Origin of the sequence: Streptomyces chisholmiae, assembly GCF_031845445.1 — a bacterium.
Taxonomy (GTDB): domain Bacteria; phylum Actinomycetota; class Actinomycetes; order Streptomycetales; family Streptomycetaceae; genus Streptomyces; species Streptomyces chisholmiae.
In genome coordinates, this window is the sequence record NZ_JAVREO010000002.1 from 280,483 (window position 1) to 294,445 (window position 13,963).

At 74.8% G+C, this 13,963-nt stretch carries 9 protein-coding genes and 1 pseudogene; 3 read left to right on the top strand and 7 right to left on the bottom strand.

Annotation, left to right across the window (positions count from 1 at the left end):
• The first annotated feature begins 382 nt into the window (after window positions 1–382).
• The 3 genes from RM844_RS04130 (at window position 383) to moeZ (ending at window position 3,871) form a co-directional block, all read left to right on the top strand.
• Window positions 383–1,534: a hypothetical protein gene (locus tag RM844_RS04130; RefSeq protein ID WP_311664834.1), complete on the top strand. Its 1,152-nt coding sequence runs from the start codon at window positions 383–385 to the stop codon at window positions 1,532–1,534.
• A 64-nt stretch (window positions 1,535–1,598) separates the two neighbouring features.
• Window positions 1,599–2,552: an NAD-dependent epimerase/dehydratase family protein gene (locus tag RM844_RS04135; RefSeq protein WP_311664836.1), complete on the top strand. Its 954-nt coding sequence runs from the start codon at window positions 1,599–1,601 to the stop codon at window positions 2,550–2,552.
• Between the two features lie 140 nt (window positions 2,553–2,692).
• Window positions 2,693–3,871 carry an adenylyltransferase/sulfurtransferase MoeZ gene (gene moeZ / locus RM844_RS04140; protein WP_311664838.1) on the top strand — a complete coding sequence of 393 codons (1,179 nt, stop codon included), beginning with the start codon at window positions 2,693–2,695 and terminating at the stop codon, window positions 3,869–3,871.
• A gap of 97 nt (window positions 3,872–3,968) precedes the next feature.
• On the opposite strand, the gene RM844_RS04145 is transcribed toward moeZ, so the two are convergent.
• The 7 genes and pseudogenes from RM844_RS04145 to RM844_RS04175 form a co-directional block, all read right to left on the bottom strand.
• Window positions 3,969–5,558: an alpha/beta hydrolase gene (locus RM844_RS04145; protein ID WP_311664840.1), complete on the bottom strand. Its 1,590-nt coding sequence runs from the start codon at window positions 5,556–5,558 to the stop codon at window positions 3,969–3,971.
• Between the two features lie 32 nt (window positions 5,559–5,590).
• Window positions 5,591–7,243, bottom strand: a complete 1,653-nt coding sequence (locus tag RM844_RS04150) for an alpha/beta hydrolase (protein ID WP_311664842.1) — start codon at window positions 7,241–7,243, stop codon at window positions 5,591–5,593.
• 170 nt (window positions 7,244–7,413) lie between these two features.
• Entirely contained in the window at window positions 7,414–9,015 is a 1,602-nt protein-coding gene (locus RM844_RS04155) for an alpha/beta hydrolase (protein ID WP_311664844.1), read from the bottom strand.
• Between the two features lie 144 nt (window positions 9,016–9,159).
• Window positions 9,160–9,930, bottom strand: a pseudogene (locus RM844_RS04160) (ABC transporter permease); the annotation flags it as partial.
• Window positions 9,927–10,715: a molybdate ABC transporter substrate-binding protein gene (gene modA / locus RM844_RS04165; protein WP_311664846.1), complete on the bottom strand. Its 789-nt coding sequence runs from the start codon at window positions 10,713–10,715 to the stop codon at window positions 9,927–9,929. The pseudogene RM844_RS04160 and the gene modA, both read right to left, overlap by 4 nt.
• Window positions 10,712–11,125, bottom strand: a complete 414-nt coding sequence (locus tag RM844_RS04170) for a TOBE domain-containing protein (RefSeq protein ID WP_311664848.1) — start codon at window positions 11,123–11,125, stop codon at window positions 10,712–10,714. The genes modA and RM844_RS04170 overlap by 4 nt, the downstream gene beginning before the upstream one ends.
• A gap of 107 nt (window positions 11,126–11,232) precedes the next feature.
• The gene (locus RM844_RS04175; RefSeq protein WP_394814429.1) at window positions 11,233–13,914 is read right to left on the bottom strand and encodes a flippase-like domain-containing protein; all 2,682 of its coding nucleotides are present in this window, start codon (window positions 13,912–13,914) and stop codon (window positions 11,233–11,235) included.
• Between the last annotated feature and the right edge of the window lie 49 nt (window positions 13,915–13,963).

Genomic DNA, 13,963 nt, shown 5'->3' on the forward strand with positions numbered 1-13,963 from the left:
TCCGGCCGTCTCGACGTGGTCGGCTGGCCGGGCCGGGCCGACGGCTGCGGCTGGCCGGACGAGTCCTGACGGTCTGGCGCGCCGGGCCGGTCCGGGCGGGCGAGCGGGTTGGGGCGAGCCGGTGGGGTGGTCCGAGGTGACCGGTCCGGCCGGTTCGACGGACGGGGGCGGGGTGTCTGGTTCGCCGCGCGCAGCCGACTCCACCACCCCGGCCGACGCCACCCCCCCGGGCGGCGCTGGCGGCGGTGGTGACTCGGCGGGCCCGGCCGGCCGGGCCGCCCTCGCGCGTCCGCTCGCTCCGGCCAGCCGGAAGCGCCCGGCCGATCCGCCGGCCGGCCCCGACGGTAGGCCGAGCCCGCCTCCGGCGGGGTCGCCCGATCCGGTGCGGGCGTTGTTGGTGGCGCACCGGCAGCTGTGTGTGCGGGCCGTGGACCCGCTGGAGCTGGCCGCCGGGTTGGAGGCGGGCGGGGTCGACGAGCGGACGGTCGCCCGCTGTCGGCACCGGGACGTCTTCTCGCTCGCCGAGGAGCTGCACGCCAGGACGCCCCGGCCGGCGGTCGAGCCGGCCGGGGCCGCCGCCCCGCCGGCCCGTGGCCTGGCCCGGCTGGCACTGCCGCTGCTGCCCGGCGTGGTGTGCGCCGGCGGCCTGTGGCTGGTGGCCGGCCTGCCGCCGCAGGCGGCGCCGGGGCGGGCGGCGCTCGCCCTGGTCACGGGGGTGGTGACGCTGCTGGCGGTGCTGCTGGTGCTGGCCCGGCAGGCGCCGCCCGGGCCGGCCGGGCTGCTCGCGCTGCCGCCGGTCGGCTACGCGCTGGTCGGCGACGGCGTGCTGGGCGAGCTGCTGGTCGGTTCGCAGCGCGAGACCGGCTCGGCCGCCGGCGCCGCGCTGCTGCTGGCGTTCTCGGTGGCGCCGATCGCCTGGTGCCGGGACGGCTTCGCCGGCCGGGCCAGGCGGCTGCTCGGGCGGCGTCGGCTCCGGGAGTTCACCCGCGGCGCCCGGATGCTGCTGCTGCGCACCGGGCTGCTGCTGGCCCTGGGGCTGGCCGGCGTGCTGGCGGCGTCGCGGCTGGTCCCGGTGGACTGGGCGCCGCTCGGTTGGCCAGGCGCGCTGGCGACGACGGCGCTGGCGGCGCTGCTCGGCCTCGCGGCGCTGCTGTGCCGCCACGGCCACCGCGGGTTGGCCGCCCGGGGGCTCGCGCTGACCGGCGGGCTCGAGCTGGTGGCTTTGGCGTTGGCCAGTGCCGCCTGGCTGCCCGGCCTCGGCGGGGTGGCCCGGCCGGTGGGCTGGCTGACCGAGGCGCACGGCCCGGCGGCGGTGCCGCTGGTGGCCGCCGCCGTCGGCGGCTGCTGGCTGCTGGCCGGGGTGGCCGTGGTGCTGCCCCGGGCCACCGCGCACCGGGCCGGCCCGGCCCCGCGGGGGCGGCCCGCCGGCCCGCGCGGTCCCGTACTTCGTTCGTTCCCCTCACCCTTCTCCGCGCCGGCTACTCCAGGAGCCCCGGCCGAACCGTTCACACGCGAGGAGCACCACAAGCGATGACCGCACCACCCCCCATGCGAGCCACGACCGGAGTCGGTCTCCAGGAGCACCGGAGGTCGGACCGATGAGAGTGCTGTTGCTGGGCGCCAACGGGTACCTGGGCCGGTTCGTGGCGGACCGGCTGCTGGCCGATCCCGCCGTGCAGCTGACCGCGCTGGGGCGCGGCGACGACGCGGACGTCCGCTTCGACCTGTCCACCGGGAGCCCGGGCGCGCTCACCCGGTTCCTGGACGCGGTGCACCCCGGGGTGGTGATCAACTGCGCCGGTGCCATCCGGGGCACCGCCAGCGAGCTGACCCGGCACAACACGGTGGCCACCGCGACGCTCTGCGAGTCGCTGCGGCGCAGCGGCTGCCGGGCGCGGCTGGTCCAGGTGGGCTGTGCCGCCGAGTACGGCCCCTCACAGCACGGTTCGTCCATCGCCGAGGACGCGGTGGCCCGCCCCGGCGGCCCGTACGGGGTGAGCAAGCTGGCGGCGACGGAGCTGGTGCTGGGCTCCGGGCTGGACGCGATCGTGCTGCGGGTGTTCTCGCCGACCGGCCCCGGCACCCCGGCGGGCTCGCCGCTTGGCCGGCTGGCCGACTCGTTGCGCCGGGCGATGCAGCACGGGGACAGCGAGTTGAAGCTGGGCGGTCTCGGCGTCCAGCGGGACTTCGTGGATGTGCGGGACGTGGCCCGCGCGGTGCACGCGGCGACGTTGTCGGCGGCGCAGGGCGTGGTCAACATCGGCACCGGGCACGCGGTGCGGCTGCGGGAGGCGGCCGCCGCGCTGGCCCGGATCTCCGGTTTCGGCGGCACCCTGCTGGAGTTGGAGGGTCCGCCGGTGCCGCGCCAGGCGACCGGCGCGGTGGACGGTCTGGGCGGTGCGGCCGCGCCGGCCGCACCCTACCCGGACGGCTGCGGCGGCTGGCAGCAGGCGGACGTCCGCACGGCGCGGGACCGCCTGGGCTGGCGGGCCAGGATCGGCTTCGAGGAGTCGTTGGCCGACATCTGGATGGAGGCGGCCTGCCGGATGTGAGGACGGTGGGCGTCCGGCCGCCGGCCGGACGCCCCCGCGGAACGATCCGTCTCGCGGGTTGGGACCGGTGTCTTGGAATGAGACCGCCCGTGGCAGTGTTGAAGGCAGAACGAGTGTCCCTATGACCATACGGAGTCCCCGTGTCGCTGCCCCCGCTGGTAGAGCCGGCCGCCGAGCTAACCGTTGATGAGGTCCGCAGGTACTCCCGCCACCTGATCATCCCCGACGTGGGGATGGCGGGGCAGAAGCGCCTGAAGAACGCCAAGGTGCTCGCGGTGGGCGCGGGCGGCCTCGGTTCCCCCGCCCTGATGTACCTGGCCGCCGCCGGCGTCGGCACGCTGGGCATCGTGGAGTTCGACGAGGTGGACGAGTCGAACCTGCAGCGGCAGATCATCCACAGCCAGTCCGACATCGGCCGCTCCAAGGCCGAGTCGGCCCGCGACTCGGTGCTGGGGATCAACCCGTACGTCGAGGTCAGGCTGCACCAGGAGCGGCTGGACTCGTCCAACGTGATGGACATCTTCGCCCAGTACGACCTGATCGTGGACGGCACGGACAACTTCGCCACCCGCTACCTGGTCAACGACGCCTGCGTGCTGCTGAACAAGCCGTACGTGTGGGGTTCGATCTACCGCTTCGACGGCCAGGCCTCGGTCTTCTGGTCCGAGCACGGCCCGTGCTACCGCTGCCTCTACCCGGAGCCGCCGCCCCCCGGCATGGTGCCGTCCTGCGCCGAGGGCGGGGTGCTCGGGGTGCTCTGCGCCTCGGTCGGCTCGATCCAGGTGACCGAGGCCATCAAGCTGCTGGCCGGCGTGGGCGACCCGCTGGTCGGCCGGCTGATGATCTACGACGCCCTGGAGATGAGCTACCGCCAGGTCAAGATCCGCAAGGACCCGGACTGCGCGGTCTGCGGGGAGAACCCGACGGTCACCGAGCTGATCGACTACGAGGCGTTCTGCGGTGTGGTCTCCGACGAGGCGCAGGCCGCCGCGCTGGACTCCACCATCACTCCGGCGCAGCTCAAGGAGTGGATCGACGCGGACGAGAAGATCGACATCATCGACGTCCGGGAGCCGAACGAGTACGAGATCGTCTCCATCCCCGGCGCCCGGCTGGTCCCCAAGAACGAGTTCCTGATGGGGAACGCGCTGGGTGACCTGCCGCAGGACCGGCGGATCGTGCTGCACTGCAAGACCGGCGTCCGCTCGGCCGAGGTGCTGGCCGTGCTGAAGAACGCCGGCTTCGCCGACGCGGTGCACGTCGGCGGCGGGGTCATCGGCTGGGTCAACCAGATCGAGCCGGAGAAGCCCGTCTACTGACGCCGACCCGCCCGCGCGCGGCGCCAGGGACACCCATCGACCGGCCGGGGACCAGCACGTCTGGTCCCCGGCCGGTGGCGGTTCGGTTCGGGTTGACTCAGTTCGGGCAGCCGGTGTTGTCGGCGGGGAGTTCGCCGGTCAGCAGCCAGTCGTCGACCGCGGTCACCACGCAGGGATCGGAGCTGGTGTAGGCGCCGTGCCCCTCGCCGTCGTAGCTGAGCAGGTGGGCCACGTCGGGGCCGCCCAGCGCGGCGCGCATCCGCTCGGCGCCCTCGTACGGGGTGGCCGGGTCGCCGGTGGTGGCGACCAGCAGCAGCTTCTCGGCCGCGCCGGTGGCGTCGTAGTCCGGCGGCTCGACCGGGTCGGTGACCGGCCAGCGGTCGCCGCAGCCGGTGAGCGACCACACCATGTACGGTCCGAACACCTCGGACTCGGCGCGGAACTCGTCCTCCCAGCCGAGCACCTCGTCCTCGGTCAGGCCGGCGCCCGGCTGGTCGGCGCACCGGATGGCGGTGAACGACGGGCTCTGGGTGGTGTACTCGCCGGTGGTCGGGTTGCGGCCCTCGTAGATGTCGGCGAGCACCAGCAGGGTCGTCCCGGTGCCGGTGTCCCGGATCTCGGTCAGCGCCTCGGTGAGGTACTCCCAACTGCCTTCCGAGTACAGGGTGGAGGCGATCCCGATGTAGGCGAGGGCGGTGGTCAGGCGCCGCCCGTCCGCGTACTGGGTGGGCAGCGGCTCGTCCTCCAGGTCGGCGAGCAGCTCGGCGAGCCAGCGGTTGCCGGCCGCCGGGTCGGGACCCACCGGGCAGTCCGCCTGTTGGACGCAGGCTTCCAGATAGTGGTCGAGGGCGAGCTGGAAGCCCCGGGCGTCCAACAGGCCCTGGTGCACCGGGTCCGGGTCCGGGTCGACGACCGCGTCCAGCACGGTCCGGCCGATCCGGTCGGGGAACAGGTGGGCGTAGGTGGCGCCCAGCTGGGTGCCGTAGGAGAAGCCGAAGTAGTGCAGCCGCTCGTCGCCCAGCAGGTGCCGCATCAGATCCAGGTCGCGGGCGGTGTTGGCGGTGGTGACGTGCGGCAGCAGCGGGCCGGAGTTGGCGACGCAGGCGGCGACGAACTCCGCCTCCTGCTCGTCGGCCAGCCGCCACTCCTCCTCGGTGTCCGGCACCCCGCTGAAGAGCTGGTCGGCCTCGTCCCTGGCCTGGTCGTCCAGGCAGCGCACGCCCTCGCTCTCGCCGACCCCGCGCGGGTCGAAGCTCACCAGGTCGTAGCCGCCGAGCCGCAGCTCCTCGAAGGAGTCACTGGCCTGCGGCAGGGTGGCCACCCCGGAGCCGCCCGGGCCGCCGAAGTTGAAGAACAGCGAGCCGAGCCGTTCCTCGGCCGGGACCGGGGTCCGGGCCCGGACCAGCGCCAGCTCCACGGTGTCCGCGGTGGGCTCCGCGTAGTCCAGCGGCGCGTCGAGGGTGGCGCACTCCCAGGCGGTGCCGTCGGACAGCTCCCCGGGCGGCTCGGTGGCCAGCGAGTCCTGGCTGGCGGCCGGCGTCGGGCAGGCCGACCAGTCCGGTACCTGCCGGCCCAACGCGTCGGGCAGGTCCGGGTAACTCGCCGGCTGGTTCTGGCGCTCCGCCGGCCGGTCGGTCGAGCCGGAGGAACAGGCGGTGGTCAAGGTGAGCAGTGCCGCAGCGGTCACGGCCCCGCGTATGTGTGCCCGCAGAAGTCTCATCAGGCACACACGGTACCGTCGCCCGGCGGGTCGCCGACCAGGAGATAACGCGTCACCGCCCCGGTCACACAGGGGTCGCCGGAGCTGAACGCGCCGTGCCCCTCGCCCTCGTAGGTCAGCAGCACCCCGACGCCGGGGCCCAGCTCGCCGCGCATCCGCTCGGCGCCGACCCGGGGGGTGGCCGGATCACCCGTGGTGGCCAGCAGCAGGATCGGCCCGGCCCCCTCGGCGTGTACCACGGGCTGGTCGCGCTCGCCGTTCACCGGCCAGTTGAGGCAGGAGAGCAGCCCCCACACCAGGGACTCGCCGAAGACCGGGGAGGTCTCGACGAAGGTGTCGCGGTACTCCTCGACGGTCTCCAGGGTGGGGCGGGAGGCGAAGTCGGCGCAGTTGATCGCGGTGTTGGCGGCGCTCACGTTGCGGTAGCGGCCTTCCGTGTCCCGCCCGTTGTACTGCTCGGCGGCGCGCAGCAGCAGGTCGCCCCGGCCCTCCTCGGTGGCCTCCCGGATCGCCTCGGTCAGATAGGGCCAGGAGCCCGCCGAGTAGAGGCTGGCCAACAGGCCGGTGACGGCCAGGTCCTGGGTGAGCAGCCGCCCGGAGTCGGTGGGCAACGGCTGCTCGCGGGCCGATTCCAGCAGCGCGTTGATGGCGGCGTACCCCTCGGGCCCGGCGCCGCCGGTCGGGCAGTCGGCGGCCTGGGCGCAGTCCGTCAGGTAGTTGTCCAGGGCGAGTTGGAAGCCCTCGGTCTGCAGCAGCAGCCGCTCGACCTGGTCGCGGGTGGGGTCGACCACGGCGTCCAGCACGGTCCGCCCGACCCGGTCCGGGAAGAGGTGGGCATGGACCGCGCCCAGCTTGGTGCCGTAGGAGATGCCGAAGTAGTGCAGCTGGCGCTCGCCCAGCACCTGCCGCAGCAGGTCCAGGTCGCGGGCGGCCTGGACGGTGCCGAGCTGGCCGAGCAGGTCGCCGTTCCGGTCGGCGCAGGCGATGGCGTGGTCCCGGTTGGCGGAGAGGAACTCCCGCACCTCGGCGTCGGTGCGGGGCGGGCCCGTCGCCCGCTGGGCGGCGGCGTCGATCTCGGCGTCGTCCCGGCAGACCACGCCGGACGACTCGCCGACCCCGCGCGGGTCGAAGCTGACCAGGTCGTAGCGGGTGCGCAGCTCCGCGTACCGCTCGGCGGAGCGGGGCAGCGAGGCGACGCCGGAGCCGCCGGGGCCACCGAAGTTGAAGACCAGCGAGCCGATCCGGTCGGCCGGGTCGTCCGCCTCGGCCCTGATCAGCGCCAACTCGATGGTGTCGGCCTCGGGACGGGCGTAGTCCAGCGGAACGGTCAGGGTGGAGCAGCGCCAGGCGTCCCCTGGCGGCTCGCCGGAACCCTGCCGGGGCGAGGGTGCCGGGCAGTGCTCCCAGTCCAGCGCCTGGTCGGTGAACCGGGCGGGCAGCGGCGGGAGTTCGGCGTTGGTGCCGGCCGGCTCGCCGGCCTCGGGAGCGTCCGACTCCACGGGCTCGGCTGGCTCGGCGCCGCCGGAACAGCCGGTCGCGAGCAGCCCCGCCAACACCAGCGGGATCGCGGCGCGGAGAGCCGCGCCGCGGCTGTCCCGCCGGCGGCCGGCTGCCCTGCGTGCGGTCCCCCCGCGCGTGGCGCCCTGACGCATGGCGCGCACCCCTCCCCTTTTCCCGGAGGCCCCCGGCCCCCGGACACCCCGCCGGCCTTCGATGCCACCGGGCCGTCTCCGCTCCTTCAGACGGAGGCTACCCGGCGCGGGGGCGGCCCGACCGACCAGGTCAGGTCGGGTCCGGCCGGCCGGTCACGCCGCTCGCCCGGTCAGTCGCAGGTGGTGCCGTCCTCGGGCAGTTCGCCGGTCAGCAGGTAGGTGTTGGTGGCGTCCCGCACGCAGGAGTCGCCGCTGTTGTAGGCGCCGTGCCCCTCGCCCTCGTAGGTCAGCCGCACCGCCACGTCGTCGCCGAGCGCGTCGGCCATCCGCTCGGTGCCCTCGTACGGGGTGGCCGGGTCGCCGGTGGTGCCGATCAGCAGGATCGGCGCGGCGCCATCGGCGGAGACGTCCGGGTGCTCGGCGGCGCCGTCCACCGGCCAGGCCGAGCAGGTGAGCAGGCCCCAGGCCATCGCCGGGCCGAACACCTCGGAGGCGTCCTCGAAGTCGTCCAGCGCGTCGTGCACGTCGTCCACGTCGTAGCGGCGGTTGGAGTCGGCGCAGTTGATCGCGGTGAGCGCCGACTGGAGCGAGGTGTAACTGCCGTCCGGGTTGCGGCCGTTCATCGCGTCGCCCAGGGCCAGCAGCACGGTGCCGTCCGGGACGTCGGCGAGCGCGTCGTCCAGGCCCTGGGTGAGGTAGGGCCAGAAGTCCTCCGAGTACAGCGACTGGGCGATGCCGCCCCAGGCCAGCGCCTCGGTCAGCGGCCGGTCGTCCGGGTCCCTGGTCGGCATGGGGTCAGCGCGCAGGTCGGACAGCAGCTCGGTCAGCCGGTCCTCCGCCTCGTCCGGGTCCTGGCCCAGCGGGCAGTCCTCGCTCTCCGCGCACTGCTCCAGATAGGCGTCCAGGGCGAGTTGGAAACCCCGCGCCTGGCCCTTGGCGCCCTCCTCGCTGCTGCCCGACGGGTCGACCACCGCGTCGAAGACGGCCCGGCCGACCCGCTGGGGAAAGAGGTGGGCGTAGACCCCGCCGAGTTCGGTGCCGTAGGAGATCCCGAAGTAGTGGAGCCGGGCGTCGCCCAGCACCTGCCGCATCAGGTCCAGGTCGCGGGCGGTGGCGGTGGTGGTCAGGTGGGGGAGCAGGGCGCCGGAACGCTCGTCGCAGCCCTCGGCGAACGCGGACAGCCGCTCCAGGAAGGCCCGTTCCTCGTCCCGGTCCCGGGGCGCCGGGTCGCCGGCGAAGTACTCGTCCAGCTGCTCGTCGTCCAGGCAGCGCACGCCCTCGCTGGCGCCGACCCCGCGCGGGTCGAAGCTCACCAGGTCGTAGGACTCGCGCAGGTCGGCGTAGTCCTGGCCGAAGGCCGGCAGGGTGACCACGCCGGAGCCGCCGGGGCCGCCGAAGTTGAAGAGCAGCGAGCCGATCCGGTCCTCGCCGCTCGCCTCGCTCCGGGCTCGGACCATCGCCAGGTCGATGGTCTCGCCGTCCGGGTCGGTGTAGTCCAACGGCGCGGTCAGGGTCGCGCACTCCCAGTCGGCGCCGTCCGGCAGTGGGGTCGGGGAGGTGCCGTCGTCGCCCTGGGCGCTGTCCGGCGCCGGGCAGTCCGCCCAGTTCAGCTCCTGCTCGGTGAACCGGTCGGGCAGGTCGTCGGTGTCCGTGGCGGCGGCCGGGGCCGCGGCCGGCGCCGGCCGTTCGGGCTCGGCGCTGGCGCCGGTACAGCCGCCGACCAGCGCGCCGGTGGTCAGCAGCGCGGGTACGAGCAGGTGGCCTCGGGTCATCAGGCGGCTCCCAACGGTTCGCTCCGACCGCTCCATCGTCGGTACCGGTCGTCCCGGGCCGCACCCGGGCGGCCGGCAACCGGGTGAGGCCGCGGGCCCCGGGGCCAGCCGGACCGGCCGCGGTCAGCCGCCCGGGCGGAGCACGCCGACCCAGCGCCCGCGCAGCGCGACCAGCACGCCGGCGGCCACCACCAGCAGCAGCAGCGAGACGGCGGTGGCGCCCGCCGGGTCGCCCTGTAGCAGCAGGTAGACCTTGAGCGGCAGCGTCTGGGTCTCGCCCGGCAGGTTGCCGGCGAAGGTGATGGTCGCCCCGAACTCGCCCAGCGCCCGCGCCCAGCTGAGCGCCGCCCCGGCGGCCAGCGCCGGGCCCAGCATCGGCAGCGTCACCAGCCACAGGGTGCGCAGCGGGCCGGCGCCCATGGTGGCCGCCGCCTCCTCGAAGTGCGGGTCCAGCCCGGTCAGCGCCCCCTCCAGGCTGATGACCAGGAACGGCAGCGCCACGAAGGTCGCCGCCAGCACGGCGCCCGGCAGGGTGAACGAGAAGGCCAGGCCGAGCCGTTCGAGCGGCTCGCCGAGCAGCCCCCGGCGGCCGAACCCCTGGGCCAGGGCGACGCCGGCCACCGTCGGCGGCAGCACCATGGGCAGGATCACCAGGCAGCGCAGCAGCGTCCGGCCGGGGAAGTCGACCCGCGCCAACAGCCAGGCCAGCGGCACCCCGAAGAGCAGCGACAGCAGCAGCGACCAGCCGGAGACCAGCAGCGACAGGCGCAGCGCCTCGGTGACCGCCGGCTCGGTCAGCCGCCGCCCGAGCGACCCCCAGGGCGCGTCGACCAGCACCCCGAGCAGCGGCACCGCCAGGAAGGCCACCGCCACCAGGGCCGGCAGCGCCAGCAGCAGCGGCGGGCGTCGGCTCACGGGGCGCGGAACCCGGCCTCGGCCAGCAGCTCCTGGGCCGTCCCGCCGGTCAGCCAGTCGACGAACTCCGCCGCCGCCTCCGGGTGCGCCGCGTCCGCCAGGGCGGCCGCCGGGTAGGCGGCCGTCACGTTCAGCTCGGCCGGGATCGGCACCACCCGCACCTGGTCCCCGGCCACCACGGCGTCCGTGGCGTACACCAGCCCGGCGTCCGCCTCGCCCAGCTGCACCTTGCCCAACACCGCGCGGACGCTCGGCTCCTGGGAGACCGGCTCGGCCACCACCCCGGCGGAGGCCAGCAGCTCCTGGCCGTAGCGGCCGGCCGGCACCTCGGGCGCGGCCAGCACCAGCCGCAGCGCCGGATCCGCGAGGTCGGCCAGCCCGGTGACCCCCGCCGGGTTGTCGGGCGGGGTGACGATGGTCAGCTCGTTCCTGGCGATCAGCTCCGGCTCGCCGGTCAGCTCGGCCGCGTCGGCCATCGTCTCCGGGTCGGCGGTGACCAGCACGTCGCCGGGCGCCCCGCCGTGCAGCTGGGCCACCAGCTCCTGGGAGCCGGCGAAGGAGAACCGCACGGTGGTGCCCGGGTGTTCGTCCTCGTAGGCGGCGCCGGCCGTCTCGAAGACGTCGGTGAGCGAGGCGGCGGCGAGCACCGTGAGGGAGACCTCCGCCTCACCCCCGGCGGAGTCGTCCGTGCCGCCGCAGCCGGCCAGCGCGCCGAGTCCGGCGAGCGTGGCCAGCAGCGCGGCCAGCGGCCGGGCCGGCCACCGGCGGACGCGGGCGCCGGTCACCGGTCGCCGCCCGGCCGGTCGATGTGCACGCTGGTGGCCTTCACCCGGGCCACCGCCTCCTCGCCCACGGCCAGGCCCAGCTCCTCGACGGCCTCCCGGGTGAGCAGCGAGACCAGCCGGTGCGGCCCGGCCTGGATCTCGACCTGGGCGGCCACGTCGCCGAGGGTGACCCGGGTGACGATCCCGGGGAAGGCGTTCCTGGCGCTGGTGTACGGCGCCCCCTGGTCGCCGCCCGGCGGCGACTCGGCGCCCAACTCCACGGCGAACGCGGCCAGCTCGGCGCCGGCCACCAGCCGCCGGCCGGACCCGTCCCGGCTGGTCGGCAGCCGGCCGGCGTCCGCCCAGCGCCGCACCGTGTCCGCGCTGACCCCGAGAAGCCGGGCCGCCCGGCCCATGCTGTAGAAACGCATACGCGGGACGGTACGGCCATTCGGGTCGCATCCACAAGGGTAACCGGCGCCCACCCGCCGCAGATGCGAGGAGGACGCCGGTCGGTGGCGCGGGCCGTCTCGGCCCGCTAGATGGCTTCCTTGCGGGTGAGGTGGGTGAACGACAGCCAGCCGGGCAGCACCGGCAGCCAGAAGGTCATCAACCGGAAGAGCAGCACCGAGCCCACCGCCACCTCCTGTGGGACGCCGAAGGCCACCAGGCCCGCGCTCAGCGTCACCTCGATCGCCCCCATGCCGCCGGGCGTCGGCGCCGCCGAGCCCAGCGCGTTCCCCGCCAGGAAGACCACGGCGATCGTCGGGTAGCTGAGCTCCCAGCCGAAGGCCCGCAGCGAGGCGTCCAGACACATCACGAACGCCATCGTCATCAGCAGCATGCCGCCGATGCCGGCGACCAGCTTCTTCGGCCGCTGCACCACGTCCAGCATCCGGGGCACCACCCCGGCGAACAGCGTCCGCACCCGCTCCACGATCATCTTGCGCAGGCTGGGCACCGCCGTCACGATCAACGCCACCACCGCCAGCGTCAGCAGCCCGGCGATCACCGTGCGGGAGGCGGGCAGGTTGGGCGTGTGCTCCGTGCCGGTGAGATACCCGAAGGTCAACAGCAGCAGCACGTGGCTGCCGAGCCCGAACAGCTGCGAGGCGCCCACGCTGGCCACCGCGTGCCCGGGCCGCAGGCCCTGCCGTTGCAGGAACCTGGCGTTGAGCGCCGCGCCGCCGATGGCCGCCGGCGCCACCAGCTTCACGAAGGACCCCGCCACCTGCGCCACCACCGTGCGCAGGTAGTTGACCTTCTCCGGCACGAAGCCCAGCAGGCTGACCGCGGCGGCGAAGTAGCTGAGCGCCGAGAAGACCGCGGCGACGATCACCCAGCCCCAGTTGGCGCCGTCCCACACCCGCTGGAACTCCGGGTTGATCAACTGGCTGATCAGGAAGTACCCGGCGAAGACCGCCGCGATCAGGCTGACCAACGTCCGCGGCCTGATCCGCTCGATCCGGGCGGGCTCTATCGGCGCCTCCGGCCGGATCAACAGCACCTGCTGCCGGATCAGCGCCAGCAGGTCGGGCTCCCTGGCGTTCTCCAGGGCCTCCTCCATCACCTGTTTCTCGGCCTGCTTGGCCGCCCGGAGCGTCTTGCGGTCCGCGTGCTCCGGGAGGCTGCCGCGCGCCTCCCGGTAGGTGCGGGTGGCGTCCAGCACCGCGTCCCGCTCCCGTTGCGAGCGCTCTCTGGCGAGTTGCCGCAGCGTCGACCTGGTGGCCCGGCTCAGCGCGATCGGCTGGAGCAGCGGCAGGCTGTCGGCCACCGCGTCCGGGCCGAGCACCGTCACCGCGGCCGCCACCGCCCGCTCGGCGCCGACCCGCAGCCCGAAGGTGGTCAACAGCTGCGCCACGTCCATCCGCAGCAGCAGGTCGCCGGCGGCGATCTCGCCGCCGCGCAGGCTGGTGAGGTACACCGTGCCGTCCCGGTCCACCAGCAGGGACCGGCCGTCCAGCCGCCGGTGCGCGATCCGCCGCGACTGGAGCGCGGTGACCTGCCGCCAGGCCGTCTCCATCAGCGCGTCGGTGATCTCGTCGTCCGGCAGCGAGTCCAGGTCCCGGCCCGGGATGTGCTCGTAGACCAGCATCACCGCGTCCGGGCCCAGCTCCGAGGTGGCGATCAGCTTGGGCGCGTTCGCCCCGGCCGCGATCGCCGCGTAGGCCAGCAGCGCCTCCTGCTCCAACGCCTGCCGCAGCGACGGCAGGCTGCGTCGCTGGGTGATGCCGCGCAGCGCCAACCGGCGCCAGGCGCGGTAGAAGAAGCCACGCGCCTGCTGCGCCCGGTCCACCACCGTCACGTCCAGCGGCGGCCCGGACTCCAACGTCACCAGGTAGCGGCGGGTCGGGGTGTTGCCACCGCCGCGCTCCCGCTCGTCGAGGCCGGCCGGCTCCTCGGCGCGCAGCGCCGTGATCGGCCGGAACCCCACGTGCCGCAGCCCCGCCAGCAACTGGTGCCCGGTGGCCCGCACGTTGGGCGAGCCGACCGCGTAGAGCGTGGCGTAGGCGATGGTCCAGCCGAGCAGCACCGTCACCACGATGGAGAACGGCGTGGTGTACCCGGCGACCAGCACGGCCAACGCGTCCAGCGTGACCACCGCCCACATCACCAGCCGCCAGCCAGGCCGGTGCGTCATGCCCACCGCGGTGGCGTAGGCGATCACCGGGGCCAGGTACCCGTGCACCGGATCGGTCAGCCCGCCGCCCGCCGGCGCGTCCCTGATCAGTGCCTCCTGCACCGGCTCCGGGGCCATCCGGGCGACCCACAGGCTGAACGAGAGCGAGACGCCGTGCGCCAGCACCGCGGCCAGCACGCCGTCCGCGATCCGCAGTCCGTCCCGGCGTATCAGCCGCTCGATGGCGAAGGCCATCGGCACGATCAGCACCGCCACCGCCGAGGCGAAGCCGGCGAACTCGATCAGCAACGAGGGCGCCTGCGCCGACCCCTTGTCAACATCGCGCTCGATGCCCTCGGTGGTACCGATGGCGAACGTCGCCACCGCGATCAGCACCCCGATGGCGGTCAGCCCGAGCAGCGTGCGGAGCAGGTCGGCCGGCCGGTGCACCCGCGCGGTGAGGATCGGGTCGTCCACCTCGACCAGGTCACTCCTGGTCGGGTCGGCGCCCGCCAGGGCCTCCAGCGGCGGCGGCGCCTCGTCCGGCTCCTCCTCCGACCGCTGTGCTCGCTCTTCCTCGCCCCGTATCACTGGCCGCATCCCTGAAAACGATCTCGCGCTGGAGCGACTTCCACCACCGACCAGCTCC